The organism is Campylobacter concisus (assembly GCF_015230035.1).
In the GTDB taxonomy this organism is placed as follows: domain Bacteria; phylum Campylobacterota; class Campylobacteria; order Campylobacterales; family Campylobacteraceae; genus Campylobacter_A; species Campylobacter_A concisus_BK.
Window position 1 is genome coordinate 128,278 of sequence record NZ_JAAKZD010000004.1, and the last position, 26,463, is coordinate 154,740.

General features: G+C 41.1%; 29 protein-coding genes. 26 read left to right on the top strand and 3 right to left on the bottom strand.

Annotation, left to right across the window (positions count from 1 at the left end):
- The first annotated feature begins 356 nt into the window (after positions 1-356).
- The 15 genes from G6W41_RS03900 to G6W41_RS03970 all read left to right on the top strand — a co-directional run bounded on the left by G6W41_RS03900 (position 357) and on the right by G6W41_RS03970 (position 12,848).
- On the top strand, positions 357-1,343 hold the full coding sequence (locus tag G6W41_RS03900) for a hypothetical protein (RefSeq protein WP_194170675.1): 987 nt from the start codon (positions 357-359) through the stop codon (positions 1,341-1,343).
- Between the two features lie 104 nt (positions 1,344-1,447).
- Positions 1,448-2,059, top strand: a complete 612-nt coding sequence (locus G6W41_RS03905) for a hypothetical protein (RefSeq protein ID WP_194170676.1) — start codon at positions 1,448-1,450, stop codon at positions 2,057-2,059.
- On the top strand, positions 2,056-2,805 hold the full coding sequence (locus G6W41_RS03910) for an ABC transporter permease subunit (protein WP_194170677.1): 750 nt from the start codon (positions 2,056-2,058) through the stop codon (positions 2,803-2,805). Before G6W41_RS03905 ends, G6W41_RS03910 begins: the two co-directional genes overlap by 4 nt.
- Complete coding sequence (locus G6W41_RS03915) at positions 2,802-3,494, top strand: ABC transporter ATP-binding protein (RefSeq protein ID WP_194170678.1); 693 nt, start codon at positions 2,802-2,804, stop codon at positions 3,492-3,494. The genes G6W41_RS03910 and G6W41_RS03915 overlap by 4 nt, the downstream gene beginning before the upstream one ends.
- A 75-nt stretch (positions 3,495-3,569) precedes the next feature.
- The gene (locus G6W41_RS03920) at positions 3,570-4,490 is read left to right on the top strand and encodes an ABC transporter substrate-binding protein (RefSeq protein WP_194170679.1); all 921 of its coding nucleotides are present in this window, start codon (positions 3,570-3,572) and stop codon (positions 4,488-4,490) included.
- Between the two features lie 136 nt (positions 4,491-4,626).
- The gene (locus G6W41_RS03925) at positions 4,627-4,902 is read left to right on the top strand and encodes a NifU family protein (protein WP_194170680.1); all 276 of its coding nucleotides are present in this window, start codon (positions 4,627-4,629) and stop codon (positions 4,900-4,902) included.
- Positions 4,889-5,443, top strand: a complete 555-nt coding sequence (locus G6W41_RS03930) for a hypothetical protein (protein WP_009295268.1) — start codon at positions 4,889-4,891, stop codon at positions 5,441-5,443. The genes G6W41_RS03925 and G6W41_RS03930 overlap by 14 nt, the downstream gene beginning before the upstream one ends.
- Complete coding sequence (locus tag G6W41_RS03935; RefSeq protein WP_194170681.1) at positions 5,421-6,704, top strand: UDP-N-acetylmuramoyl-L-alanyl-D-glutamate--2,6-diaminopimelate ligase; 1,284 nt, start codon at positions 5,421-5,423, stop codon at positions 6,702-6,704. Before G6W41_RS03930 ends, G6W41_RS03935 begins: the two co-directional genes overlap by 23 nt.
- A gap of 18 nt (positions 6,705-6,722) precedes the next feature.
- Positions 6,723-7,292, top strand: coding sequence for a hypothetical protein (locus tag G6W41_RS03940; protein ID WP_194170682.1), 570 nt, complete (start codon positions 6,723-6,725; stop codon positions 7,290-7,292).
- 17 nt (positions 7,293-7,309) lie between these two features.
- On the top strand, positions 7,310-7,657 hold the full coding sequence (gene panD, locus G6W41_RS03945) for an aspartate 1-decarboxylase (RefSeq protein ID WP_103557800.1): 348 nt from the start codon (positions 7,310-7,312) through the stop codon (positions 7,655-7,657).
- A 3-nt stretch (positions 7,658-7,660) separates the two neighbouring features.
- Positions 7,661-7,975, top strand: a complete 315-nt coding sequence (locus tag G6W41_RS03950; RefSeq protein ID WP_002941513.1) for a YbaB/EbfC family nucleoid-associated protein — start codon at positions 7,661-7,663, stop codon at positions 7,973-7,975.
- On the top strand, positions 7,972-9,081 hold the full coding sequence (locus tag G6W41_RS03955) for a DUF7488 domain-containing protein (protein ID WP_194170683.1): 1,110 nt from the start codon (positions 7,972-7,974) through the stop codon (positions 9,079-9,081). The genes G6W41_RS03950 and G6W41_RS03955 overlap by 4 nt, the downstream gene beginning before the upstream one ends.
- Complete coding sequence (locus G6W41_RS03960) at positions 9,078-9,977, top strand: polyprenyl synthetase family protein (protein WP_194170684.1); 900 nt, start codon at positions 9,078-9,080, stop codon at positions 9,975-9,977. The genes G6W41_RS03955 and G6W41_RS03960 overlap by 4 nt, the downstream gene beginning before the upstream one ends.
- Positions 9,978-10,084: 107 nt before the next feature.
- Positions 10,085-11,995 carry a transketolase gene (gene tkt, locus G6W41_RS03965; RefSeq protein WP_194170685.1) on the top strand — a complete coding sequence of 637 codons (1,911 nt, stop codon included), beginning with the start codon at positions 10,085-10,087 and terminating at the stop codon, positions 11,993-11,995.
- Between the two features lie 58 nt (positions 11,996-12,053).
- Positions 12,054-12,848 (top strand): undecaprenyl-diphosphate phosphatase, encoded by a 795-nt coding sequence (locus tag G6W41_RS03970; RefSeq protein WP_194170686.1) that lies wholly within the window; start codon positions 12,054-12,056, stop codon positions 12,846-12,848.
- A 69-nt stretch (positions 12,849-12,917) separates the two neighbouring features.
- Here the strand turns inward: G6W41_RS03970 and G6W41_RS03975 are convergent, their stop codons facing one another.
- Genes G6W41_RS03975 through moaC form a run of 3 tightly spaced genes read right to left on the bottom strand, consistent with a single transcriptional unit; the run spans position 12,918 to position 14,883 of the window.
- Positions 12,918-14,156, bottom strand: coding sequence for a hypothetical protein (locus tag G6W41_RS03975; protein WP_194170687.1), 1,239 nt, complete (start codon positions 14,154-14,156; stop codon positions 12,918-12,920).
- A gap of 9 nt (positions 14,157-14,165) precedes the next feature.
- Complete coding sequence (locus G6W41_RS03980) at positions 14,166-14,432, bottom strand: HP0495 family protein (protein ID WP_149703168.1); 267 nt, start codon at positions 14,430-14,432, stop codon at positions 14,166-14,168.
- Positions 14,407-14,883: a cyclic pyranopterin monophosphate synthase MoaC gene (gene moaC, locus G6W41_RS03985; protein ID WP_194170702.1), complete on the bottom strand. Its 477-nt coding sequence runs from the start codon at positions 14,881-14,883 to the stop codon at positions 14,407-14,409. Before moaC ends, G6W41_RS03980 begins: the two co-directional genes overlap by 26 nt.
- 418 nt (positions 14,884-15,301) lie before the next feature.
- Between moaC and G6W41_RS03990 the strand changes: the two genes are divergently transcribed.
- The 11 genes from G6W41_RS03990 to G6W41_RS04040 all read left to right on the top strand — a co-directional run bounded on the left by G6W41_RS03990 (position 15,302) and on the right by G6W41_RS04040 (position 25,413).
- Positions 15,302-16,120, top strand: a complete 819-nt coding sequence (locus G6W41_RS03990) for a hypothetical protein (RefSeq protein ID WP_194170688.1) — start codon at positions 15,302-15,304, stop codon at positions 16,118-16,120.
- A 12-nt stretch (positions 16,121-16,132) separates the two neighbouring features.
- The gene (gene nosZ / locus G6W41_RS03995; protein ID WP_194170689.1) at positions 16,133-18,721 is read left to right on the top strand and encodes a Sec-dependent nitrous-oxide reductase; all 2,589 of its coding nucleotides are present in this window, start codon (positions 16,133-16,135) and stop codon (positions 18,719-18,721) included.
- An 82-nt stretch (positions 18,722-18,803) separates the two neighbouring features.
- Positions 18,804-19,559, top strand: coding sequence for a hypothetical protein (locus G6W41_RS04000; protein WP_021086571.1), 756 nt, complete (start codon positions 18,804-18,806; stop codon positions 19,557-19,559).
- Entirely contained in the window at positions 19,552-20,808 is a 1,257-nt protein-coding gene (locus G6W41_RS04005) for a nitrous oxide reductase family maturation protein NosD (protein ID WP_149702194.1), read from the top strand. Before G6W41_RS04000 ends, G6W41_RS04005 begins: the two co-directional genes overlap by 8 nt.
- On the top strand, positions 20,801-21,478 hold the full coding sequence (locus tag G6W41_RS04010) for a 4Fe-4S dicluster domain-containing protein (RefSeq protein ID WP_021087261.1): 678 nt from the start codon (positions 20,801-20,803) through the stop codon (positions 21,476-21,478). Before G6W41_RS04005 ends, G6W41_RS04010 begins: the two co-directional genes overlap by 8 nt.
- Positions 21,475-22,026 (top strand): c-type cytochrome, encoded by a 552-nt coding sequence (locus G6W41_RS04015; protein WP_021087241.1) that lies wholly within the window; start codon positions 21,475-21,477, stop codon positions 22,024-22,026. Before G6W41_RS04010 ends, G6W41_RS04015 begins: the two co-directional genes overlap by 4 nt.
- Positions 22,023-22,487 (top strand): c-type cytochrome, encoded by a 465-nt coding sequence (locus G6W41_RS04020; RefSeq protein ID WP_021087218.1) that lies wholly within the window; start codon positions 22,023-22,025, stop codon positions 22,485-22,487. The genes G6W41_RS04015 and G6W41_RS04020 overlap by 4 nt, the downstream gene beginning before the upstream one ends.
- A 2-nt stretch (positions 22,488-22,489) precedes the next feature.
- On the top strand, positions 22,490-23,389 hold the full coding sequence (locus G6W41_RS04025) for a NapH/MauN family ferredoxin-type protein (RefSeq protein WP_021087271.1): 900 nt from the start codon (positions 22,490-22,492) through the stop codon (positions 23,387-23,389).
- Positions 23,390-23,398: 9 nt separating this feature from the next.
- Positions 23,399-24,052 carry an ABC transporter ATP-binding protein gene (locus G6W41_RS04030; protein WP_021087259.1) on the top strand — a complete coding sequence of 218 codons (654 nt, stop codon included), beginning with the start codon at positions 23,399-23,401 and terminating at the stop codon, positions 24,050-24,052.
- Entirely contained in the window at positions 24,045-24,872 is an 828-nt protein-coding gene (locus G6W41_RS04035) for an ABC transporter permease (protein WP_021087233.1), read from the top strand. The genes G6W41_RS04030 and G6W41_RS04035 overlap by 8 nt, the downstream gene beginning before the upstream one ends.
- 133 nt (positions 24,873-25,005) lie before the next feature.
- On the top strand, positions 25,006-25,413 hold the full coding sequence (locus tag G6W41_RS04040; RefSeq protein ID WP_021087240.1) for a tetratricopeptide repeat protein: 408 nt from the start codon (positions 25,006-25,008) through the stop codon (positions 25,411-25,413).
- Positions 25,414-26,463 lie beyond the last annotated feature (1,050 nt).

A 26,463-nucleotide genomic window follows, 5' to 3' on the forward strand; every position in this document is an offset into this window, starting at 1 on the left:
GAAGTTGCAAAATTCTAAATTTTGATAAACTGTAAAAAGGGCTTGGCTAATGTAACTAGAGTGGCCAAGAAGATGACATAAATTTGATCCGAAATAGCCTATGATATGACAAAAGAGTTGTATATGATAAATCCAAAACCGAATATATAGACTATATATAATAAAGCTAAACCAGATACAATAAAAGCCGATAGATGCAAATTTCTACAAAGTAAATTCTAAATTCCAGCCTTCTCAAATGTCTAAATTTATCCAGTCCTAAGTCAGCCTAAATTTACAAGTCAAACTCTACAAATTTCTAAATTTTACTCTGAAAAAGACGATATTTGTTTTAACTATCTTATAAAGGATTTGAGATGATAGGTGGCGTAAACGGCGCTAATGTAAATTTATATAGCGGCTTTCAAAATATTAGAGAGCAAAGCGCTAGCCGTAGTAAGCCTAGTGCGGACGAAAATTCCTTAAACTTATCATCCCAAAAATTAGTTCAAAACGCCAATCAAAGCAGCGAGCAGACAAATTTAAGTCGCACAAATGAGAGCAAATTTAATAAAGATGATGAGCCACTAAAATTTGCTAAAGACAACTCGCTCACAGGCATAGCCGCCAATGGCAAGATAAGCATCTGGGGCAAACTCATGGGATACGACAAGCAAATGAGCCAAGATGAGATAAACGAGCTTAAAAGCTTTGTTAGTCAGACTGGAGCGCTTGGTTTTGGAAGGCTTTACGAATCGATCATCGGATACTATCCAACAAACGTCGATCTCTTCGCGAAAGAGTACACGTCAAAAGATGATAGCGGCACCTTGCTCGGACTTAGGCACAAGAGCCACGTGGAGGGCTTTGAGATACTTGATAAGGACATGAGTGTAGAAGAATTTAAAGATAGGTGGCTGGACTATGCGCTGAGGCAATATCTTGGCGAGAGGGTCGGCGTGGAGAGTATTACGATAGGCAAGAAGGCTATCTCAATGCTAACTAGTACGAACAAGCCACCGATCGAATATGAGACAATGCAAAGTATAAATTTCACTGACAATGAGAGCAGGCAGAGATTTTTGACGCTGATGAAGGCTGGCATGAAGAGCGGCGCGAAATTTAAAGAGGTGATAGAGGGCGTGCTGTCGCTTTACAATGTGCAAAACACCGACAAACTTGACGGCAACAAGGTCTATGCATCAGTGATCGGCCGAAGCGAGAAGCTAGCGACCTACGATATCAATAAAGATGAGAAATTTGCCTATCTTAAGGAGCTAATGCGCCTTGAAAAAAGCGGCATAGATATAATAAAGCTAATGGAGAAAAGCCAGAAAAAGCGAAATTTAGACGTAAAAGTCTAGCCGTTTTCTTATAAATTTAACCTCCAAAGCCATCTTTTTACTTTCAAGTGATACAATTTTGATTTTAATTATTACATTTTTCTTTAAATTTGACGGGAGTTTTCATGAAAAAAGTGGTTTGGTTAAATCCTGTTGTAAAAAACATCTACGACTTTGCAGCGCTTAAAGAAATTTTGCAATACAAAGGCTTTAGTGTAGTAGAGTGCGAAAAAGACCACGTTAAAAGCGTAAAAAACGCATACAAAAACGCTCTTGCACAAAGCGAGCTTATTTACGATAGCCGCTGTCCGAGAGCTGTAAATTTCATCAGGACAAATTTTAAAGAGCAGGCCGATCTCGTCGCAAATTTAAACCCCATTTTAATAGAAAGCGCGCTTGAGCTAAGAGCAAAGCTAAAAGAGGACGAGTGGCTTTACGTGACGACGCCTTGCGAGGACTTGGCAGAGCTTGGCAGGGGGCTAAATTTAGCACGAACCACATTTTTGACGTGGAAAAGCTTTAGGGAGCAAAACGCTATAAATTTAAAGATGCGCAACATCGAGCAAAGTCCGGTACCGCCAGGCTTTTTCACAAATTTGGACGTAAAAACACTAAGTCTTAGCAGTAAAGAGAAGATAGAAAACGCCCTTTCATATAAATTTAGCGAGCTTAAAAATTACCAGATCATCGAGCTTTTATACTGCGAAAACGGCTGTCACAACGGAGATGGGCTGTGAGGGAAATTTTTAAAAAGAGCATTTTGATCCTAGCGATCTTTGCCATCTGGCAGGTCGTTTGCGAGCTAGAAATTTTCACGCCATATATCTTGCCAAGTCCGCTAGCTACGCTAAAGACGATGTATAGCATGAGCCTAAGCGGCGAGCTTGCCACGCATACGATCATCAGCTTCAAGCGTATATTTGCAGGATATGCTCTCTCGTTTGCCCTAGCACTCGTGCTTGGCGGTATAGCCGCACTTTTGCCAAAGATCAGTGTTTATTACGAGTGGATACTGGAGTTTTTTAGAAATATCCCGCCACTTAGTTTGATCGCCATTTTGGTGCTTTGGTTTGGCATAAACGAGACGCCAAAGATCATCATTATCATCCTAGCTTCGTTTTTCCCGATGTTTCTAAGTATCCAAAAGGGGCTAACGAGCTGCGACGTGAAGCTCATCGAGGTTGGCAAAATTTTTGGCTTTAGTAAATTTGAAATTTTTTACAAGATCATCCTAAAAAGCGCACTAAAAGATATCTTTGTCGGCATGCGAATAGGCTTTGGCTACGCCATGCGCGCGATCATCGGAGCTGAGATGATAGCGGCTTCAAGCGGGCTGGGCTACCTCATACTTGACGCCGAGGAGCTCTCACGCGCGGATAGGATATTTGTGGGCATTTTTACGATCGGCATTTGCGGCGTGCTCATAGATAGGCTCTTTTTGCTTTTGATAGCGAAATTTAGCCTTTTGCGAGGTGAAAAATGATAGAAATTTCAAATTTATCCAAGCATTTTTTTATAGGCGAAAAGCGGATCGACGTTTTAAGAGAGCTAAGCTTAAACATAAAAAAAGATAAGATCACCGTCATACTCGGCAGAAGCGGATGTGGCAAAACTACGCTCTTGCGCCTTATCGCTGGTCTTGAGAGCGTAAGTCTTGGCGAGATAAAATTTAAAGAGCAAGTAAAGATCGGCTTCGTCTTTCAAGAGTCCCGCCTTATGCCGTTTTTAAACGTCTATGAAAACATTGCATTTGCGCTTAAAAAGCATGAAATAGAGGCTACAAAAATCGATAGTTTGATATCGATGATAGGGCTTAGCGACTTTAAATTTGCCGCAGTTTCGCAGCTATCTGGTGGCATGAGCTCGCGCGTTTCGCTTGCTAGAGTGCTTGCGTACGAGGCAAATTTGATCCTTATGGATGAGCCGTTTGCTGCGCTTGATGCCTTTACTAGAGCTAGCATGCAGGCTGAAATCCTAAAAATACAAGCTAGTAAAACCATCCTTTTTGTCACTCATAACATCGACGAGGCGCTATTTTTGGCTGATGAGATCATCTTGCTTGAAAAGGGCGGGATAAAGTCAAACTACGAGCTATCAAATTTAGCAAGGCCAAGAGATCTACTAAGCGAGGAGCTAATAGCGATAAAACGCAAAATTTTGAGCGAAATTTAGGTAAATAAAATGATAATTAAAACCAAAATAAAGCAAAAGATTATATAATCTTGAAAATTTTTAAAAGGAGTAAGTATGAGAAAGTTTTTTAAGGTTTTGTGTGCGGCCTCTTTGCTTTGTTTAGTCGCAAACGCAAGCGAAGGGCTAGATAAGATCGGCATGACCTACGTCAAATCGCCGCTAAACGTCCCATCGATCGTCGATAAATTTAAAGGCTTTTACGCGAAGTCTTTTGGCATGCCGGTCGAGTACTCTGAGATCACCTCAGGTGCCAAGCAAACGCAAGCGCTCGCTTCAAATTCGCTCCAGTTTCTAAACTGCGTGGGCGGCACTTCGGTCATACTTGCAGCTGCAAATAAGGCTGATATAAAGATCATAAGCGCCTACTCAAGGGCACCAGAGGCCTTTGTCATATTTTCTAAAGATAAAAACATCAAGTCACCAAAAGATCTAAAAGGCAAAAAAGTAGCAGGCCCAAAAGGCACTATCTTAAACGAGCTTTTGGTGAGATACCTAGCGCTTGGTGGGCTTAGCATAAACGGCGTAGAGTTCATCTCTATGGGTATCCCAGCTGCGCAAGCTGCACTTGAAAACGGCAGCGTCGATGCAGCGCTTCTTGCAGGACCAGCGGCCTACAATGCTCAAAAATCAGGCCTAAATGTAGTGACAACTGGCAAAGGCGTCATCACACCAGTCATCGTCACGGCAACAAGCGGAGAGTTTTATAAAAAGCACAAAGACATAGTTGAGAAATTTAAAAAAGCTCAGGATGAAATTTTAGCCTACATCAAGGCAAACGAGGACGAGGCGCTTAAATTTACAGCCGAGGAGACTGGGCTAAGCATAGAGGCGGTAAAGAGCATGTATCCTCAGTACGACTTTAGCCCAAAGATCACGGATGATGATATAAAAGCGCTTGAGGCTACGCAAGAATTTATGCTTGAGAGCAAGATGATTGAACATAAAATCGATATAAAATCACTTCTACTAAACTAAACTTAAAGGGCAAATTTGCCCTTTTTTCTCACAAAAAACCACCAAAATTTAAAGCCAAAACGCCCCCAGCAAAAGCCTAGGAAACGTTTGTTTGCACTTTATCTGCTATAATAGCTAAAAAATTTAAGGAAAAAATATGATCCAATTTAGTGATGAAGAGCTTTTAAAGCCAGTGACTGCGAGTTTGCAAAAGGTGCTACCGATGCTTGAAAATGACGGCGGCGGCATGGAGCTACTTGGCATAAAAAATGGCAAAATTTACGTAAGACTCACAGGACATTGTCACGGATGCGCGGCTAGCACGACCACGCTAAAATACGGCCTTGAAAGGCAGCTTCGCATCGACATTCATCCAGAGCTTGAGGTTATAAATGTCCCAATCGGCGAGGAATTTGACATTGATAGATTATAAAAAAATAGGCATAAAATATTTCAAACGCTCTAAATTTAAAGATGCGATCTTTTACTTTTCACTAGCCTACGAAAAGACGCAGGAGAAAAATTTACTATTTTTGATACAAATTTGCTCTCTTGGCGAGGAAAATGCCGAAGAGGCAAAGCTCTTGTTTGACTACTACATGGCGAAAGTAAGAGCCGGCGAAGACGACGAGGGCGTGGAGGAAATTTTAAAAATTTTAGAGTCCAGAGACGAGGAGAGCGAGTACTTTGAAGAGCAAGACGCGATCAGCTACGAGGACTTTAAAAGGGCTGTTTATAAGGACGGCAGCTTTAAAAAGGTCTTTGAAAACATCATGTTCTCAACCAAGGTCATGATCTCAAACAAAGACGATTTTTTGGAATTTTTAGGAAATTTGATAAAAAATGACTTCATCGATATGAGCATGAACTACCTTGAGAGTGCGGCGGTGATGTTTGGCGGCGACGAGCGTATAGATCAGCTTTTTAAAGAGATACAAAAAAGACAAAACGATGAAAATATCAGTAGAAAATAGCTTTATAACAGATGACTCAAACGAGTGCGAGCAGGGTGCATACTTTGTGCAAACTACTGCAAATGCGAAATTTGTAGAACACGCGGTAAAAAATGGTGCTAAGATAATCACTCTTGAAGAGTGCAAAAAGCTTTTAAAGATCGATGAAAATTTAAAAATAGTTGGCATCACAGGCACCAATGGCAAGACCACGACGGCTGCGGCTATCTACGAGACCCTGCGAAATTTAGGCAAAAAATGTGGCCTAAGTGGCACCAGAGGGGCATTTATAGAGTGCGAGCAGATAGATGACAAGGCGCTTACGACAAGTGCCATTTTAAAGACGCTCTCATACCTAAAAGTAGCCAGCGAGCAGGGCTGTGAGTACTTCGTGATGGAGGTTAGCTCACACGCGATCGCTCAAAAACGCATAGAGAGCTTAAATTTTGCTCTTAAAATTTTTACAAACCTAACGCAAGATCACCTAGACTACCACAAGAGTATGGAGGAGTACGCTAGGGTAAAGTCAAGTTTTTTTGACGATGAGAGCGTAAAACTCATAAACATTGACGATGGTGGAGTTAAATTTAACCCAAAAAACGCCTACACATACGCGATCAAAAAGCCAGCTAGCTTTGCGCCGATAGTTTATGGGCTAAAGGACGGCATAGACGCAGTTATCAAGACGCCAAATGGCGATGTGGAGATAGACTCAAGCCTTCAAGGCGAGTTTAATCTTTACAACCTAATCGCAGCACTTGGTGCCGTTTGCTTACTAGAGCGCCCAGACGCAGCCGCACTTTCAAAGGCGATAAGTAAATTTAAAGGCGTGAGCGGCAGGATGGAGGTCATCAGCACCGATCCGCTAGTCATCGTGGACTTTGCCCATACGCCAGATGGCATAGAAAAGGTGCTAAACTCGCTTAGACATCTAAATTTGATCGCAGTCTTTGGCGCAGGCGGCGATAGAGATAGGACAAAGCGCCCTAAAATGGGAGCGATAGCCCAAAAATACGCAAGAATTTGCATCGTCACAAGTGACAATCCAAGAAGCGAAGAGCCAGAGAGCATAATCGATGAAATTTGCGCTGGTATGAGCCAAAATGAAAATTTGATACGAAACGCCAACCGCAAAGAGGCGATCGCTCTAGCCATTAGCAAGCTAGAACCCGGCTGGGCGCTTGTCATACTTGGCAAAGGCGACGAGCCATATCAGGAGATAAAGGGCGTCAAACACCCATTTAGCGACAAAGAAGTGGTGCTTGAAATTTTATCTAGATAACTTTTGAAAGGAAAAACGATGAAGATTTTAAATTTAGCCCTTGTAGCTGCTTGTAGTGCGCTGCTACTAGGATGTGCCACTGCTCAAAAAGAGCCGCAAAAGCCACAAGCTAGCGCAAACCAAAAGAGCTATCTAGTGACCAACCTACCTCAAAATATAGAGTATGACGGCCAAATTTATCACCAAAAATACCAAAATGAATTTACGGTGGAGTATTATTTGGAAGATGAGGGCGGCTATGGATGGAGTAAGCTAATCAGCGTTACCTATGCGCCAAGCATCAAAAACATAGATGATTTTATAACAGCGATAAAAAAAACCACAGATCCAAAAAAGGGCAAATTTAAGATAGAAAAGATAGGTAGCGACAGCTCTTACCGTGAAGAAATTTACTATCCAGAGCCAAATAATCCAAAATTTAACAGCTACGAGATAACTCTAGACGTTGCCAAAACGAGCGAGTGCGGACTAGTTGGCGTATCTTTTGCTAGAAATTTTAAAACCCTTGACGAGCTAGAAAAGACGCTAAAGGCAGAGAAGCTAAACGAGAAATTTTTAGCAAACAGACCAGTGATAGAGTGCAAATAAACTAAACAAGGCAGAAAATGACAATAGAAATTTTAGCTAGTAAGATCCACAGAGCCGTCGTAACAGACGCAAATTTAAACTATGTTGGCTCGATCAGCATCGGCGAGGAGCTTATAAAGGCTGCAAATTTGATAGAAAATCAAAAGGTTGAAATTTTAGATGTAAATAACGGCGAGAGATTTGCCACCTACGTGATAAAGGGCAAAAAAGGCGAAATTTGCCTAAACGGCGCAGCTGCTAGAAAGGTCTGCGTAGGAGATGTGGTCATCATAGTGGCGTATGCTAGTATGAAATTTAAAAAGGCTAAGAAATTTAAGCCAACCATCGTGCATGTAAATAATAAAAACGAGATCATAAAGGAGTAGGCGATGTTTGAGGGATTTGACTTTTCAAAGATGGGGCAGATGCTTGAGGATGTGCAAAAGCAAGCCAAGCAGATGGAAGAAGAGAGCAAAAATAAAGAATTTGGCGCAAAAAGCGGTGGCGGACTAGTGAGCGTGAGAGCAAACGGTAGCGGCGAGATACTTGATATCAGCATAGATGATAGCTTGCTTGAAGATAAAGAGAGTATGCAAATTTTGCTAATAAGCGCCGTAAATGACGTGCTAAAATCGGTTGAGGCCGATAAGAAAAACACCGCTTCAAGGATGCTTGGCGGCCTTGCTTCGATGGGGATAAAATGAGACTAAAATATAAATTTGCCCTTGCTTTTTTGCTATCAGCACTTTGCCTAAACGCCGATCCTAGGCCTACGCAAGAGGACTTTAACGCCTGCTTTGAAAAGAACAAAAACTCAATCGTCTCGGTAAATAAACACTTTGGCGTGGCTATCACTAAAAATTTGATCGCAGTGCCAAAAAGTGACGGAGCTCCGCTTGGCGAATATGTCAAATTTGACCCATATTTGCAGCTTTTCTTGGTCCGTTCTAGCAAGGAGCTAAGCCCTATCGTGATGGCTGATGAGACTAATGAAGAGCGCATCAAAAAGAGCACTTGGGTTGGTATCTTAAACGACTCTAATAACACCGTCATGGGTCACATCAAGTCTTTAGGGCAAAATTTAGGCGACTTTGACACGCTAAGCTTCGAGTATAACGCAACTGGCGAGATAAACACGCCTTGTTGTAAGATGATAGGCATAGCTGTTGGAGCTGATAAATTTATACCAAATCGCTATCTGAAGCACTTTGTATCTTACGATGACGTATATTACGGCGATATCGGCGTGAAATTCTTGCAAAAAGAGGATAAATTTTTTGTGGGACTTGTTGATCCACTGGGCCGCGGCAAGATGATGATGGTAGATGATGAGCTTGTTACGATAAATGGCATCAAGCCAAAGAGCCTAAGAGAGCTAAATGAGATGGTGCTTTTTGCTCCAAAGGGCGCAAAACTGGACATCATCGTGAAGCGTGATAGGCAAGAGCTACTCTTTCAAGTGCCAGTAAGCGGGGATGTGAAATTTAACCAAAGCCTAGACATTGACGCCCCATCAAGCCTTGATCTGCCAAATTTAAACGTCATGCCAAAGTCGCCTGAGAGCTTGCTAGATGATAAAGTTTTGGTGGATTATGGTATCACGGTTGATAAAAATTTAGTCGTTACTAAGGTCGAGCCAAAGTCAAATGCCGACATCTTTGGCATCAAGATCGGCGATAAAATTTTAGGCTACAACAAAGAGAGCGTGAATAGCCGCGAGGAGCTTTTAGAAAAGATCAGCGATCTGCAAAATTTCGTGCTTTTATTTACTAGAAATGACTTTCAGTTCTTTGCAAGAGTGCCAAAATGAGCCTACTTGAGGACTTCGTAAAATTTCTAAATGCAAATTTGCCAAAGGCGCCTAGCTTTCACCCTTACTACGAGGAGGCGCTTGGGGTGATGCTAAAGGCTGGAGGCAAGCACTTTAGGGCGCTTTTGCTTCTTGGTGTGGTCGAAAATGTCGATAAAAGCCTCACGCAAAAGGCGATGAGAGTGGCTTTGGGGCTTGAGATGATGCACACATACTCGCTCATCCACGATGATCTGCCGTCTATGGATAATGCAAGCCTAAGGCGCGGCACTCCAACGCTTCACGTCACATACGACGAGACTACCGCGATACTTGCAGGAGATGCGCTAAATACGCATGCTTTTTATGAAATTTCACGCGCTGAGTTGCCAGCTGACACTCGTATAAAGTGCGTTGAAATTTTAAGCCAAAATGCTGGCGTTAGTGGCATGGTACTAGGGCAGGCGCTGGATTGTTTTTTTGAAAATACAGACAAAGAGGACATTAAAAGAGCAAAGGCTAAATTTGGCCTCTCTGGCAAGATGCTAAGCCTTGATGAGCTAGTCTTTTTACACATCCACAAAACCGCAAAGCTCATCGCTGCAAGTCTAAAAATGGGCGCTGTGATAGTAAATTTAGATGAAACAGAGTGCGAGAAAATTTATGATATCGGTCTAAAGCTTGGGCTTGCTTTTCAGATACAAGACGACATTATCGATCTTACAAGCGACGAAGCGGCCGCTGGAAAGCCCGTGCATAACGACCTAGCTAAAAACTCATTTACAAATTTACTTGGTCTATCTGGTGCAAAAAAGAAAAAAGATGAGCTTATTTGCGAGATAGAAGAGGCGCTAAAGCAGATAGATGCAAGCATTGCAAAGATGATCTTGGAGCTTACAGACAAGCACCTAAGATAGTGCGTAAATTTCGTAAATTTATATCACTTTTTAGACATTTTGAGCAAAAATGCAAGGCAAGTTTTAATCACTTTTTTGTATAATCTGACGCAATAAAAGGAGATCATATGCTAAAAAAACAAGCCGATACTATAAGATTTTTGTGCGCTGATATGGTGCAAAACGCTAACAGCGGACACCCAGGTGCTCCTATGGGCCTAGCCGATATCATGGTGGTTTTAAGCAACTTTTTAAAACACAACCCTAAAAATCCAAAATGGCTAAACAGAGATAGGCTCGTTTTTAGCGGTGGTCACGCGTCAAGCTTGGTTTATAGCTTTTTGCACCTAAGCGGCTACGATCTAAGCCTAGATGAGCTTAAGAAATTTCGCCAACTTGGCTCAAACACTCCAGGACACCCAGAAATTCACACCCCAGGCGTTGAGGTGGCTACTGGCCCACTTGGTCAAGGCGTAGCAAATGCAGTTGGCCTAGCCATGGCAGAAAAATACGCTGCAAACGTGCTAAATGAGCCAGATAATAAAATAATCGATCATAAAATTTACTGCCTTTGCGGCGACGGCGACCTTGAAGAGGGCATAAGCTACGAGGCATGTTCGATCGCAGGAAATTTAAGACTAGACAACCTTGTTCTCATTTATGATTCAAACAACATCACGATCGAGGGCGACACAGCGATCGCATTTAGCGAGGACGTCAAGGCAAGATTTGAAGCGCAGGGCTGGGAGGTCGCACGCATCGACGGACACGACTATAACCAGATCGAATTTGCGTTAGAGCAAGCAAGCGAGAAAGAGTCGCCATATCTCATCATCGCAAACACACACATAGCACGTGGCGCAATGGAGCTTGAGGGTAGCCACCACAGCCACGGCGCACCACTTGGAGAAGAGATCATCAAAAAGGCAAAGGCGGCAGCTGGTTTTGACCCTGAGAAGAAATTTGCTATCGACGAGGACGTGCTTTTAAGATTTAGAGGTGCGATAGAAAAGGGCGATCTTGAAGAGGCTATGTGGAACAAAAAGGTTGAGGCACTAAGCATTGAAGGCAAAAATTTGCTAAATTCCCTTCTTAATCCAGACTTTAGCAAGATCGAATTTCCGGACTTTAGCGACAAAAAGCTAGCCACAAGAGATACAAACCATGTCATTTTAAATGAGATAGCTAAAAAACTCCCTGGCTTTATCGGCGGTAGTGCAGATCTTGCTCCATCAAACAAGACCGAGCTAAAAGGCATGGGCGACTTCCCAAATGGCAAAAATATCCACTACGGCATCAGAGAACACGCCATGGCAGCTATCAACAATGGCATCGCCAGATACGGTCTTTTCTTGCCATTTTCAGCGACATTTTTCATCTTTAGCGACTATCTAAAGCCAAGTGCGAGGATAGCAGCGCTAATGGGTATCAAGCACTTTTTTGTCTTCACGCACGATAGCATCGGCGTTGGCGAAGATGGTCCGACACACCAGCCAATAGAACAGCTTAGCACATTTAGAGCTATGCCAAATTTCTACACTTTCCGCCCAGCTGATGGCAACGAAAACGCAGCTAGCTGGCATGCAGCGCTAAATTTAAACGCTCCAAGTGCATTTGTGCTTAGTCGCCAAGGGCTTGAGCCACTTGCTAAAGGCGAATTTGGCGAGGTTAGTAACGGCGCATATCTTCTAAGCTCGGCAAAAGATGCGAAGATAACATTTATAGCAAGTGGCAGCGAAGTCTCACTTTGTGTAAAAGCAGCTGCACTTCTAGCTGAGCAAGGTATCGGTGCAAACGTCGTATCAGCGCCTTGTTTTGACCTGCTTTGCGAACAGCCAGCTGAGTATGTGGCTAGAATTTTAGATAAAAACACAACGATCATCGCAGTTGAGGCTGCAACTGGCTATGAGTGGTATAAATTTGCCGATGCAGTTTATGGCATGAACAGCTTTGGTGCCAGTGGCAAGGCAAATGAACTATTTGATCACTTCGGATTTACTCCGCAAAAGCTTGCAAATTTTGCTAGCGAACTTATATAAAATTTAACTTTGGGGAGTAAAATCCCCAACTGCAATCTACAATCAAAAAAGGCATTTTATGGAAATTTCTCACGTTATCGTTTTAGCCTTGGTGCAAGGCATAAGCGAATTTCTGCCTATTTCAAGCTCGGCTCACCTTATCTTGGTGCCAAAGCTACTTGGCTGGCCAGATCAAGGGCTTGCTTTTGACGTGGCAGTGCATGTTGGTACGCTAAGCGCGATACTTTTTTATTTTAAAGATACGATTTTCAAGCTACTTCGCGACTTTTTTGCCTCGATCGCGCAACGAAAGATGGTGGGCGATAGCCTGCTTGTCTGGTGCGTTGGATTTGCCACTATTCCAGTTGGCATCTTTGGACTTTTGTTTAACAACGTGATCGAAGAGTACGCAAGAAGTGGCGTTGTGATCGCTGTTACTACGATCATCTTTGGTATCGCACTTTACTTTGCTGATCTTCGCTCGACAAATAAAAGCGAATATGAAATGACTATAAAATTTGCTCTTATCATCGGTTTAGCGCAGGCTGTGGCGCTCATCCCTGGAGTCTCAAGATCAGGTATAACGATGACAGCGGCCTTATTTTTGGGCTTTAGCCACAAGGGCAGTGCAAATTTCTCATTTTTACTTTCGATCCCAGTGATCATTTTAGCTGGCGGACTTGAAAGCATCAAGCTTATAAAAGATCCAAATGCCTTGCCTTGGAGCGACATCGCTCTTGGTGTTATCATAAGTGCAGTGAGTGCTTATATCTGCGTGAAGCTATTTATGGAGATCATCTCAAGGATCAGGATGCTGCCTTTTGTCATCTACCGCTTGATCTTGGGTGCGTTTTTGCTCTATCTATTTTTATAAATTTAAGTTGTAAAATGGCTAGGCTAAGACCTAGCCAAAATGATAAATTTGCCAAAAAGCTTGGCAAATTTACTCCTCTTTTTTATCTTTTTTTATGACGTTTAAAAAGTCTTTTGCGGCTTGATATGCTCTATCGCCAAATTTCTTAGCTTCTGATTTTATATCCATTTGTTTGATGTCTTCAAGCTTGTCGTTCGCCTTTTTCTCAAACTCTGCGATATCTTGTTTTAGGCCTTCAAGCTTGTCATTTGCGTCAAAATTTAGCTTTAGCTTTTTGCTCTTGTCATTTAGCTCTTGCTTTAGAGCTTCAAATTTATTGTTCGCCTCGCTCACAAACTTTGCAACGCCGTTTGACTTTAGCTCTTCAAGCCTTGAGCTGATCTGCTCTATCGCTTGATCGCTTATGCGTTTAAATTTTGCTAGATTTGTATCAAGCTCGCTATTTATCACGCTTTCGATCTCACTTTTAGCCACGCCGTCAAATTCATTTTCAAGCTCTTTAAGAAGCGCTATAAACTCTTCATCCACGTTTTTTAAATTTAAAAGCTGTGAGTTTAGCCTTAGCTCATCTGGAGCAAATTTCGCCTCATCTTTTAGCTTCTCAATAGCTCTTAAGATGCCATCTCTCGTGCCGTTTATCGCTCCACTCATCAGCTCTTTTGCAAAGATGTGCCCCTCATTTGCTAAATTCCCTGCTGCACTGATGATATTTTTTGAAATTTCAAACATTCGCTCTTTGCTAAATTCCCCACCTCTTATCGCAGAATAGGTCATATTTTTAGCTATCGCGCCAGCAGTTTCTTCGACATCCTTTGCGCCTTCAAGCGTCGTTAAAAAGGCGATTTGAGCGCTCTCTTTTAAGATGCCAAGCATCCTTGTCTCTCTAATGATCGCATTGTTTAAAAGCTCTAAAATTTCCTCTTTTTCACCAAAATTTCTATCTTTTACGACCTCTTCAGCCGCTTCAAATGAAATTTTTAGCCTATTTTTTATCTCTTCTCGCTTTGCCTCGATGGCTCTATTTATCTCATCTCTTTTATCAAATAGCTCATAAAGCTCTTTCTCTTCGCCGCTAACTAGAGCTTGATTTATCCCCTCCATAGCGCTTTTTAGGTTTTTAGCATTTATGAGGCTCTCTTTGTCCATCTTGTCGTAAAGCTCATTCATCTTTTGCTTCAAAAGTTCAGGCAGTGCGTTTTCCTCTTTGTCTGAGACATCCTTAAAAAAGTCGTTGCAAAGAGCCTTTATGCTAGTTAGTAGCCCCTCGCTATCTTTATAATCACGTAAATTTTTCTCAAGTTTATCCATATTTTTACCTTATAAAACGTATTTTGCTTCGTGTTTTAACGCTGAAAAAATCTCCAGCCTCTCTTCTTCGCTTAAAACTAGCACGGCTAGATCGTAGCTAGCGTATTTTTTATCTTTGCTAAATTTTGAAAAAACTAGCTTAAATTCTCTATCTTTTACTATCTCTTTTACCTTCTCTTCGGCATTTATGCCAGCGTCAAATATCACTTTATACTCCCAGTGTGTTGGGTAGTCGATTTTTGCCTTTTTATTATTTAGATCGCATATATTCGCCACTTTTGCCTCCTGTTTTGCTCTCTAGCACGATGTTACTGATCTCCATGCCCTTATCTATGGCTTTTACCATATCGTAAATGGTTAAAAGTCCCACGCTCACGCCTGTTAGCGCCTCCATCTCAACGCCTGTTTTGCCCTCTATCTTTACGCTTACAAAAAGCTTAAAAGCGCAAATATCAGGCAGCTCCTCGATGTCACAATCCACGCCCAAAATGGCCAGTGGATGGCACATAGGTATTAGCTCGCTTGTCTTTTTAGCGCCCATTATCGCAGCGACGACGGCTGTTTGGATGACTGGGCCTTTTTTGCCGGTATTTTCTTTGATCGCCTTAAAAGCATCTTTGCTCATTTTGATGATCCCGCTAGCAGTTGCTACTCTTTTAGTTGGATCTTTTGGGCTTACATCGACCATCTTTGGACGATCTTTTTCATCTAAATGTGTTAGCATTATCTCTCCTTTTTTTGGTGGATTATAGCCTATTTAAGCAAATTTAAGTTATCAGCAAATTTAAGCAAAAAAATATCAAAAATCTAAAATTTAAGCTTTGCTCAAAAGGCAAGAGCGATTTTTCATTTCTTAATATAATTATATAATTTAAATAATTTTTTTAAAAAAATATTTATAATTTAAATTTTAATGCATAAAATACCTAAGATACGAACTTTTATAGATAATAAATTTTATCAAAAGTATATTTCTATCCGTTAAATTACAAAGTCTATTTATTGTAGATAGCAAAATTTAAAAAAATTTACTGATATTTTTCTTTAAATGCTTAAAAAAGTAAATTAATCGCTAATTTGCTTTTAAGAGTTATGCTTGTATAGTTTTTACAAATTTTAAATTTACGATGAAAGCAACCTAGATAATGAAATTTCTGCTATGTCTTAGCTTATCTTTGATGGCGCTTTTTGCTGAGAGTAAGGGCTGCTTCGTCGATGAAAATAGTCAAAACATCATCTTTGTAAAAGATGGCGAGACAAAAAGCCTAGGCTTAAAGGAGAAAATTTACAAAGATCAAAGATGCGCTTTTGATGAGAGCTCTTTTTACGTTGCAAATTTAAACAACGAGATCGTAAAGGTAGCTAGCCAGAAGGAATTTTTCTTTGCACTGCCAAATGTTGGCTGTAAGGTTTCAAATATCTTGCTAGATAAAGAGAAAATTTACGTAGCTTGCGATATGGCAAATGTCGTAACGATCGCCATTTTTGACAAGAGTTCTAAAAAATTGATATCAAAAAATTTTAACAATGTTTATAAAATTTCTAGCTTTTTACCGCTTGGTGAGGGAGTGTTTTTTACAAGCTTTAATGGCAAGGCATTTTTGCTTGATAACAAGCTTAACGCAAAAGAGCAAAAAAGTGTTGGCTTTGCGCCGATAAGTGCCTGTAAATTTAGCGATGATGAAATTTTCATAGGCTTTAGAAACGGAGAAATTTTAGATCTTAAAAGTGGAGCTAAAAAGCAAGTTTTAAGATCTAAAATTTCAGCTCTTGCTTGCGCGGGAGATGAGGTTTTGGTAGCTAGCGAGGATGGAGTGATCTATAAATTTGACAAAAGCTTCAAGCTAAAGGGTAAAAAAGAGCTTTTTAGCGGCGAGATAAAAGAAATATTTATAGATAAAAACGTGCTTGTTGGCGTGGATCTAGGCAATAAGACAAAGAGTTTAGAGATAAATTCATTTTAAAAAGGAGAGTAAATGCAAAAGTTATTTTGTGTCGCAAGTGCTGCACTGCTTGGGCTATCTTTAACCGCTGCTTGTGCTGCTAGTAGTGACCTTGAAAAAGTCATGAAAGAGCGCGGGCTAAGCGAAAAAGATGTCCTTGCAGCTGCTAAGACTTACCAGCCAAGCGGTAGAAAAGATGATTTCATCGTTTTTTCATCTGGCGGGCAGAGTGGTCAAGTGCTAGTTTATGGCGTTCCGTCGATGAGAATTTACAAATACATCGGCGTTTTCACCCCAGAGCCTTGGCAAGGATATGGCTATGATGATGAGTCAAAAGCTGTTTTAAAAGAAGGCAACATCAGGGGCAAAGAGATAACTTGGGGCGATACACACCACCCAAATTTCACTGAGAAAAATGGTGAGTATGTTGGTGATTATCTATTTATCAACGACAAGGCAAACCCAAGGATCGCTGTTATAAATTTAAAAGACTTTGAGACAACTCAAATGGTCGTAAACCCTATCATGAAGAGCGACCACGGCGGTAGCTTCATCACTCCAAACAGCGAGTATGTCATCGAAGCCAGCCAGTACGCAGCTCCACTTGATGATAACTACCACTCTATGGACGACTACGAGGCGGTTTATAGAGGCGCTGTGACATTTTGGAAATTTGACTATCCAAAAGGCAAGATCGACGAGAAAGCATCTTTCTCACTTGAGCTTCCTCCATACTGGCAAGACTTAAGTGACGCTGGTAAGGGCGAGAGCTACGGCTGGGGCTTTACAAACTCAATAAATAGCGAGATGTATACAGGTGGTATCGAAAAAGGCCTTCCTCCATTTGAGGCAGGTGCAAGTAGAAACGACACCGACTTCTTACACGTTTATAACTGGCAAATTTTAGAAAAACTTGCACAAGACAAGAAAAACTACAAAGTTATAAATGGCCATAGGGTAGTTACGATAGAGGCTGCTGTAAAAGCTGGGGCACTATTTTTAATACCAGAGTCAAAGAGCCCACATGGTTGTGATGTATCACCAGATGGTAGATACATCATCGTTGGTGGCAAGCTTGATACTCACGCATCAGTTTATGACTTTAAAAAGATCAAAGAGCTAATCGATAAAAAAGAGTACGCTGGCACTGACCCATACGGCATACCTATCTTAGATAGAGAAAAGTCAATGCACGGACAAGTAGAACTTGGCCTTGGACCACTGCACACATCATTTGACTCACAAGATGGCATACTTTATACTTCACTTTACGTTGATAGCCAAATCGTAAAATGGGACTACAAAAATTTAAAAGTACTTGATAAAGTAAATGTTCACTACAACATTGGTCACCTTGACACAATGGAAGGCAAATCAGCAAAACCTAAGGGCAAATACGCAATCGCTCTTGATAAACTTTCAATCGATCGTTTCAACCCAGTAGGCCCACTCCATCCACAAAACCACCAGTTAATAGACATCACTGGCGCAAAAATGGATCTAATCTATGATATGCCTATCCCACTTGGTGAGCCACACGACGTTGTCTCAATCGCTGCTAGCAAACTAACTCCAGCACTTACTTACAACATGGGTACAAACTCAAGAACAGGCGAGGCTAGCCCATACGCAACTCTAGCTGGTCAAGAAAGAGTTGAGAGAAACGGCAAAAATGTAACTGTCTATGCAACAATGATCAGAAGCCACATCAACCCAGAGCACATCGAGGTAAATAAAGGCGATAACGTAACTATTCACCTAACAAACCTAGAGCGCGCTCAAGATGAGACTCACGGCTTTGGCATCGACCTTTACAACATCCACGCTTCACTAGAGCCTGGCAAAACTGCTTCAGTAAATTTCGTAGCTGATATGGAAGGCGTCTTCCCGTACTACTGCACCGAGTTTTGTTCAGCACTTCACCTAGAGATGATGGGTTACTTGCTTGTTAAAGATCCAAATAAAAAATATGAATCTGCAAAAAATAGTAAGCTAAAAACTCTAAGTCCAGAGGCTTTAAAAGCTGAGTATGACAAAGTAATCGCAACTAACAAAGCAACTGATGATGTTATCCAAGAGGTTGTTAAATACCTAAAAGAGAAACATTATGAGAAATATCCAAAAGTAAAAGCTTTGGTTGATGACGCACTTGATCAATACGGCCACATCAAAGAGGTAAAAGCTAAAGCTGACGAAGCTTACAAAAAAGGCGACGTAAATGGCGCTATCCTTTGGGAGTACCAAGTATGGCAATACATGGTAAAAACTGCCGACGTTGGTCTAAGAGCTAAAAACAACCTAGCTAAAGAGATCGCAACTCCGATGAGCCCAGCTGCTGCAAAAGGCGAAGAAGCTTATCTAAAAGGAGGATGTAATGGCTGCCACGTTATCGGTCAAGTAAGCTCAGGTCCAGATCTAACTGGTGTCTTGCTAAGACATGAAAACGGCGAAAAATGGGTAGCAGACTTTATAAAAGATCCTGCTAAATTCTATAACGACGACTACGTTAAAGCGATGATTGACTTCTTTAAACTTAGAATGCCAAATCAGCACATGAGTGATGAAGAGATCAAAAATATCATCCAGTATCTAAAATGGATAGACGAAAACGCAGGCATGTAGTTTTAAGGGGCATTTTTGCCCCTTTTAAATTTTAAAATTTAACTTTTTGCTAGGCTAAATTTTAAAATTTAAAGGAGAGATTATGAGTAAATATAAAATTTATACCATTGTTGCACTTATCATCATGAGCGTTTGTTTTACTCTGCCAGTTCTTGGTTGGCACGGAGCAAAGGAGCGTATAGCTAATGGCGACGAGCTACCATCTTATGCTTACACTATCTACGATCTTTATAGCTCATTTCAGTATAAAAACCACCTTTTGCCAAAAGAGGTGGCAAGCGATCTTCATAAGATGATCGAGCAAAAAGCAGAGATAGGCACGCCATCTTTTCCTATCTGGTACGTATCTCTTGAAGCGCCAAACTACCCAAAGGCAGCCTTTCCAGATGGCATACCAGTATATTTTCACGTAGATGGATATAGTGGCGACGTACACGAGATGAATACGATAAACCACTACATCGGCATGTATCCTATGGAGCATGGCGGAAATTTAGAGCGAGCGATCGCACCTTATTATCTGCTTATCGCCACACTTTGTATGCTTGCGTTTTTATACTATGACGGTAAATTTAACTCACTTCTCATGGTGCCAACCATCATCGCACCTGTGCTATTTATGAGCGCATTTGTGGGCTGGCTATACTGGTATGGACACAATATGCAAGAGTGGGGCGCCTTTAAGATCAAGCCATTTATGCCAACGGTCTTAGGCGATGGTAGCGTGGCGCACTTTACTACGCACTCATACCCAACTATCGGCTTTTGGGTGATGATGGTGATGAGCGTGCTTTGCATACTTGCGGTATTTTCAAAGAAAAAAGAGCTAAATGCGTAAATTTTCTAAATTTGCCCTTGTTTTTTTGCCACTTTTTGGCTTTGCAAACGTCCTTCAAGATGCGATAAATAACGCTAGTCCTGGCGATGTGATAAAGCTAGGCGACGCTGTTTATGAAGGTGGTATAACGATAAATAAGCCTCTTACGATCATCGGCGAGGGTAAAAACGCCCACATAAAAGGGGACGGCAAGGGCAGCGTTATAAAGATCATCGCTTCAAACGTGACACTTAAAAATTTAAAGATAAGTGGCAGTGGCAACGATCTTGGCGAGCTTGACGCTGGCATAGGCTGTGACAAGGCAAATAACGTTGAAATTTCTAAAAACGACATAAGCGATGTGCTTTTTGGGATTGACTTTAAAGAGTGCAGTAGCTCAAAGATCACTGAAAACAACATTACCTCAAAAAAGGGCGCTAGCCTTGGCTTTAGAGGCGATGCGGTGAGACTTTGGTATAGCCATGAAAATTTGATCGAGCACAACAATATCCGCGACAGCCGTGACATGGTCGCATGGTATGCAAGTCACAATAAATTTTTAAGCAACAAAGCAGTTGGTAGCAGATACTCTCTGCATTTTATGTATGCTAATCAAAATTTAGTCGAAAATAACGAATTTATCGGCAACGCTGTTGGTATGTTTTTTATGTATTCAGCTAGCTCAAATATAAAAAATAACCTAGTTATGGATAGTGACGGCGCCTTTGGTATCGGCATCGGACTAAAGGACGTGTCTGACTTTACGATAGAAAATAACACCCTTGTCTATAACGCGCGTGGCATCTTGCTTGATAACTCGCCCTTTCAGCCGGGATCAACTATAAATTTTATAGGCAATAAAATTTTACACAACGTAGTTGGCGTCTATTTTCACGCTACGCAAGGCACAAGCATCTTTGAAAACAACGACTTTATCGGCAACATGGACATCGTCGTAAACGACACCCCAGGCGAAAAGATGCTACTAAATAGATGGAGCAAGAACTATTATGACGAGTATGAGAGCTTTGATAGAGATAAAGATGGCTACGGCGACACGCCATTTTTGCACCTCTCATACATCGATCAGCTCTGGCAGTACTATCCAAATTTGCAGTTTTTCTATGGTTCTAGCGTCTTTAGCGTCTTAAATTTCTTAGCTAAACTCGCTCCATTTTCTGAGCCCATAAAGCTACTTGAAGATAGTTCGCCTAGGATAAAACCGCTTGATGTTTCAAATTTCAACGCTTTAAAGGCGAAACGTGGATAGAAGAAATTTTATGATAATAGGCTCAGCCGCAGCTGTGGCTGGATACGCCATAGGCAAGTTTTTGCCAAAAAGTAGTGGCGACAAACTCTATCTTAGACCGCCAGGTGCTGTTGATGACTTTGATGATCTTTGCGTAAAATGCGGTCAGTGCGTGCAAGTCTGCCCTTATCACAGCATAAATTTACTTGACATAGAAGATGGCTACTCAAGTGGCTCAGCTCACATCGACGCCAAAGAGCGAGGCTGCTACTTGTGTGACCTTTTCCCATGCGTGCTAGCCTGTCCTAGCGGTGCGCTCGATCACGCCACAAAGGTTGTTGGTGATGTCAAAATGGGCGTTGCGGTTTTAAGTGACACGGCAGCCTGTTTGAGCGTGAAAAGAGAAAATTTAAGCGAAGCTGGCGTTAAAGATCTGCTTGATCGCAAAGCCTATAACGACAGAGAAGAGGCGCTAAAAGATAAGATAAAAGGCAAGATCGGTCAAATTTGCGATCTTTGCGTCACGCTTTGTCCAGTTGGCGATAGCGCGATAGCAATGAGCGAGGCAAATTTACCACTTATAAAAAATGGCTGCGTTGGTTGTGGCGTTTGCGCTGAGGTCTGCCCAGCAAAGATCATAAATATCGCCCCAAAGATGAGCTATGATGAAATTTACAAGGAGAAAAAATGAGAGCAATAATACCTTTAGTAGCTGCTGCATTGCTATTTGTCGGCTGTGAAAAGAGTGAGGACAAAGCGCAAAAGGCTGCTAGCGAGCAAGGTGCAAAAGTAGCGACAAGTGCTAGCATAAAGGTCGAAAAAAATGAAAACAACGAGAGTGCAAATAAGCAAAATGAATTTATAAAATACGACATGCACGGCGAAAAAAGCGTTAAATTTGGACTTGAAGACAACAACGTAAGTCGTCAGATCGGAGCGCTTGCCATGGTAAAAAGCCCGCTTCAAAGTATAAATTTAAGACTTATAAAGGGCAGACTTAGCAAGGACTTCATCACAAAGTGCTCAGCCTGCCACGATGACTACGCAAATGGCATCATCGGACCATCTCTTTTAACAAAGAGCGAGGATGAAATTTTCAAGATGATAAACGCCTACAAGAGCAAGGAAAAGGTAAATGTTTTGATGCGTGATCTTGTTAAGAAAATGGACGAGAGTGAGATAAGAAATTTAGCTAAAGAGATAAGCGATTTTAATGCGCAATTTAGGAGCAAACAATGAAAATCGGAAAAATCATAACGATCATTTTAGCGGTGCTGATATGCGGTATCATGGTGTTTATGCTAAGCCAAACTCCGCCTAAAAAGGAGAAATCCGTAGCAAAAGTCGCCACGCCAAAGGTGGAGCAAAATATCTCAAATCAGCAGCCAAAGTCTAGCGAGGAATTTGCCAGCGAAGATGAGCTAAAAAAGGTAAAAGAGCTAAGTCTAAGCGTAGCTAAGGCTCAAAATGAAGGCGTTAGCAAGCAATATCTAACCTCTTGCGCCCCGTGCCACGGCGCAAATGGCAAAGGCGTCGTAGCGCCTGATATCACTCATCTAAGCAAGGACGAGCTTCTTAAAAAACTGGCTGATTATAAGGCTGGCAAGGTGCAAAACACGCTTATGAAGGGACTGCTAACAAACGTTAGTGACAGCGATCTAAACAGCCTTGCTGATGAAATTTCTAAATTTAAAAAGTAAAAATGGATAAATATAACGTTCGTGCGACCATTAGAAATGTAAGCTTTCTAAGCACGCTAATAACGACTACAAAAGATGGCAAAAAGCGCCCGAGCATACGTTTTTGGCGCATTTTTACCATTGTATTAGTTCATCTTTTATTTGTGCTCTCTTACAGGGTCGATGTGCAAATTTTAGAGGGCGACATCAGCGCCTCAAGGATACTTGGCTTTCACCTAGCAGATGCATTTATGAGCTTGCAAGTCTTTTTAGCAACGCATGAAATTCATGTAAATTTACTAATTGGCTCGCTTAGTATCCTAGCCTTTTACATCATTTTTGGTGGCAGGGGCTTTTGCTCGTGGGTTTGCCCGTACTCACTTATAAGCGAGATAGCTGAGAAAATTCACGAAAATTTACGCGCCAAAAAGATAGTAAAACCACGAGTTTTTGACACAAAGTGGCGATACGCCTTTACCATTTTGTTTTTGGCTCTTAGCTTTGCTAGCTCAAGTCTTGTCTTTGAAATTTTTAACGTCGTTGGGATATTTTCAAGATTTATCATCTATGGCTACTTTCACGCTATATGGCTAGTTGTGGCTATGCTTGTGGTTGAGATTTTCTTCTCACGCAGGGCTTGGTGCAGATATGTTTGCCCTGTTGGAGCGACCTATTCGCTACTGGCTAAGCCAAATGCGATAAAGGTCAGCTGGGATAAAGAAAAGTGCGACCACTGCTTGGTTTGCACTGATGTTTGCCTAGTGCCACACGTGCTTTTTATGACAAAAAAGGGCGCAAAAACTGATGATAGTAAAAAGCTCTTTAGGATAGCTGGGGCTGACTGCACGCTTTGTGGCAGGTGTATCGACGTTTGCCACCAAGATGCGCTTAAATTTGACAACGGCTTTAAGAAACTCATATAAGGAAATTTTTTGATAGATATAAAAGAAGTAACGAAAATTTTTGGCTCGCAAAAGATACTTGATAACGTCAGTCTAAATGTAAAAGCTGGCGAAAAGATAGCGATACTTGGGCAAAATGGAGCTGGTAAAAGCTCGCTCATGCGTATCATCTTGGGCGAGTTTGTGCCAAATAGCGGAAGCGTCGCGATAAATGGCGTAAATACCCTAAAAGATAGAAAAGAGGCGCTAAAGTTTATCTCATTTGTGCCACAAACCCCGCCACCGCTTAAATTTAGCCTACGTGAGCTTTGCGAGTTTGTCTGCAAAAGCTCAAATGTAAAATTTGAAGATATTGAGAAATTTAGCAAGCTTTTGGAGCTTGACCTGCATGCAAATTTAAACAAGTCCTTTTACAAACTCTCTGGCGGCATGAAGCAAAAGATGCTAATAGCCATCGCATTTGCCAAAGATAGTGAAATCTTGATGTTTGACGAACCAACGGCAAATTTAGATGTAAAAGCAAGGGAGTCTTTTAAAAATTTGCTAGATAATTTCACGCAAAAAAAGACACTAGTTTTCATCTCACACCGCATAGATGAGATCGCTCATTTGCTTGATAGATGCGTCTATATGGACCTTGGCAAGATCATCAAAGAAGAAAATTTAAGGAGCAAGAGTGAATAACCTTTTTTTAATAGCAAAACTAGACGTCAAAGAGTCGTTTCGCTCGAGGTGGTTTGCGATATATGCGCTTCTTTTTTCTGCTTTGATGATAGGATTTTTATTTAGTGGAGTGACCGACTCGCGCGTGCTTGGCTTTTCTGGACTAACAAGGGCGCTACTTTTGTTTATACAAATTTGCGTCATCATCGTGCCGATATTTATCCTCATCTCAACTGTAAGAAGTATAAATCAAGACAGGGACACAAACCTGCTTGAGTACGTGCTAAGCTTCCCGCTAAGCCTTAAAGAGTACTACTTTGGCAAGGCGCTTGGGCGGACATTTGTCGTTTTTGTGCCGCTTTTGTTTTCGCTTTTGCTTTGCGTGGTGGTTGGCTTTATAAAGGGCGTGTCGATACCTTGGAGCGTGCTGGTGCTTTACTTTGGCCTACTTTTTAGCCTAAGTATCGTCTTTTTATCGCTTGGCTTTTTTATCTCAAGCCTTATCAAAAACCAAGAAACAGGGCAGGGCGTGGCGTTTTTGCTCTGGCTTATCATGCTAGCTTTTATCGACCTAGCACTCATTGGACTGCTTATGCGAAGCTCTGTCGATGAGTACGTCATCTACACCATCGCTATGCTAAATCCGATCGAGCTTTTTAGGATAGCAGCGCTTAGCCTTTTTGATCCAAATTTAGCAGTCATCGGCACTGCGTCTTACTTTATCTTAGGCACATTTTCAAAAGCGACCTTCGTAGCTTATGCGATCATCTATCCTTTATTGCTTGGTGCGATCTTGCTAGTTTGTGGCTATTTGGGCTTTAGCAAGAGAGATCTTGTTTGATTGTTTTTTGTTAAATAAGAGTTGGCTTTAAATTTAGACGAGGCTTGTATTATTCCAATTGTCCAACAAGAAACCTCCTTTTTGTAATGACCCCCTTTCCCCCAAAGGGGGTTTATCTCTCTCAAGGAAATTTATGAAAAAATCCATTTTATTTTTAGCCTTTGCCGTTTTATCTCTAAGTGCAAACTGGGATGAAAATATGCAAAACTGCATCAACAAAAGTGACGCAAAAGCTTGCGGGAGCTTTACTAAAAAGCTTTCAAGCGAGTGCGAGAACAAAGACAAAACCTCTTGCTTTTTATATGCTGACATGCTAGGGCGAGGTCTTGGCGTGGAGAGAGATATGGTTAGATCTTATGAGATATTTAAGTCGCTTTGCGAAAATGGCAGCAGCGAAGCTTGCTACGAGCTTGCTACAAAATATCTGCAAGGAAACGGCGTAGAGCAGAGCTTTGATCTATCTGCAAATGCCCTTGATAAAGCTTGCAAAATGGGCAGCAAACGAGCCTGCAACGTCTTAGAGCTTGTGCCTAAGAATTAAAATTTATAAATTTATAAAGCTTTTTTGCAAATTTTAAAATTTGTCAAACACTTACCCTATAATAAAACGCATGTAGTGCGAAGCACTGAAGCATGCCACTTCTAACGTCGTCGGGATTAGGGGATTGTTAAGGGGGAAGGGAGCTTCTTTGCTTCGCGAGCTCGCAACTGCAAGCAGACCGTAATTCAAGCCTCTTCCCCCTTAACAAAGAAACAAAACTTTAAATTTTTAAAAAACTATTTTGCAAATTTTAAAACTTTACTCACTCGCCTTAGCAGACTACTAAATTTAGGTCTCGTAGCCACTCGCCACTAAATTTAGAGCCGTGATATGCTCGCTCTTAAATTTTAAAATTTGTGAAAACTTACTTGATAAAAAAACGCATGCGGCACGATAGTGCTATCGCATGCCCTTTGAACGTGCGAAGGGATTGGGGGATTTAAAAAGGGGGATAAGGGGACGGCTTCGTAATTCAAGTCCCCTTGTCTCCCTTTTTGGATAAAAGAGTTTCTAAATTTAAGGTCCGTATTTTTAAAAGAGAAATTTGCTATTTTGCAAATTTATAAATTTTAAAAACTTTACTCACTCGCCTTAGCAGACTACTAAATTTAGGCTGCACTTCGTTTAGCACTAAATTTAGAGCTGTGATATGCTCGCTCATAAATTTTTAAAATTTAAATCACATATTTTAAAAATAAATTTACTATTTTTTGCAAATTTTAAACTTTCACTCACTCGCAAGAATTGACTACTGATTTTAGGTCTCGCAAAGCTTGCCACTAAAATCAGAGCCGAAATTACTCGTTCATGAAATTTTAAAATTTGTCCGAGTTTTTAAGCGCATTTAGTGAGATACCTTTTTTACGTCGCCAAATTAAACATTATAAACCACGTTTAATAGTAATAAAAATGAAATTTCAAATGTGATTTTTGCTTTCACACAAAGTATATATTTTTACCTTTTTAAAAGAGAAATTTTTCTAGTAAATGCCTAAATATCGTGATTTAATTTAGTATTACGTAGAATTTCTTTTTTATTAACTAAAAATT

Coding starts and splice junctions, on each gene's coding strand:
- G6W41_RS03900 (WP_194170675.1), top strand. CDS start 357: ATGATAGGTGGCGTAAACGGCGCTAATGTAAATTTATATAGCGGCTTT.
- G6W41_RS03905 (WP_194170676.1), top strand. CDS start 1,448: ATGAAAAAAGTGGTTTGGTTAAATCCTGTTGTAAAAAACATCTACGAC.
- G6W41_RS03915 (WP_194170678.1), top strand. CDS start 2,802: ATGATAGAAATTTCAAATTTATCCAAGCATTTTTTTATAGGCGAAAAG.
- G6W41_RS03920 (WP_194170679.1), top strand. CDS start 3,570: ATGAGAAAGTTTTTTAAGGTTTTGTGTGCGGCCTCTTTGCTTTGTTTA.
- G6W41_RS03925 (WP_194170680.1), top strand. CDS start 4,627: ATGATCCAATTTAGTGATGAAGAGCTTTTAAAGCCAGTGACTGCGAGT.
- G6W41_RS03935 (WP_194170681.1), top strand. CDS start 5,421: ATGAAAATATCAGTAGAAAATAGCTTTATAACAGATGACTCAAACGAG.
- G6W41_RS03940 (WP_194170682.1), top strand. CDS start 6,723: ATGAAGATTTTAAATTTAGCCCTTGTAGCTGCTTGTAGTGCGCTGCTA.
- panD (WP_103557800.1), top strand. CDS start 7,310: ATGACAATAGAAATTTTAGCTAGTAAGATCCACAGAGCCGTCGTAACA.
- G6W41_RS03950 (WP_002941513.1), top strand. CDS start 7,661: ATGTTTGAGGGATTTGACTTTTCAAAGATGGGGCAGATGCTTGAGGAT.
- G6W41_RS03955 (WP_194170683.1), top strand. CDS start 7,972: ATGAGACTAAAATATAAATTTGCCCTTGCTTTTTTGCTATCAGCACTT.
- G6W41_RS03960 (WP_194170684.1), top strand. CDS start 9,078: ATGAGCCTACTTGAGGACTTCGTAAAATTTCTAAATGCAAATTTGCCA.
- tkt (WP_194170685.1), top strand. CDS start 10,085: ATGCTAAAAAAACAAGCCGATACTATAAGATTTTTGTGCGCTGATATG.
- G6W41_RS03970 (WP_194170686.1), top strand. CDS start 12,054: ATGGAAATTTCTCACGTTATCGTTTTAGCCTTGGTGCAAGGCATAAGC.
- G6W41_RS03975 (WP_194170687.1), bottom strand. CDS start 14,156: ATGGATAAACTTGAGAAAAATTTACGTGATTATAAAGATAGCGAGGGG.
- G6W41_RS03990 (WP_194170688.1), top strand. CDS start 15,302: ATGAAATTTCTGCTATGTCTTAGCTTATCTTTGATGGCGCTTTTTGCT.
- nosZ (WP_194170689.1), top strand. CDS start 16,133: ATGCAAAAGTTATTTTGTGTCGCAAGTGCTGCACTGCTTGGGCTATCT.
- G6W41_RS04000 (WP_021086571.1), top strand. CDS start 18,804: ATGAGTAAATATAAAATTTATACCATTGTTGCACTTATCATCATGAGC.
- G6W41_RS04005 (WP_149702194.1), top strand. CDS start 19,552: ATGCGTAAATTTTCTAAATTTGCCCTTGTTTTTTTGCCACTTTTTGGC.
- G6W41_RS04015 (WP_021087241.1), top strand. CDS start 21,475: ATGAGAGCAATAATACCTTTAGTAGCTGCTGCATTGCTATTTGTCGGC.
- G6W41_RS04020 (WP_021087218.1), top strand. CDS start 22,023: ATGAAAATCGGAAAAATCATAACGATCATTTTAGCGGTGCTGATATGC.
- G6W41_RS04025 (WP_021087271.1), top strand. CDS start 22,490: ATGGATAAATATAACGTTCGTGCGACCATTAGAAATGTAAGCTTTCTA.
- G6W41_RS04040 (WP_021087240.1), top strand. CDS start 25,006: ATGAAAAAATCCATTTTATTTTTAGCCTTTGCCGTTTTATCTCTAAGT.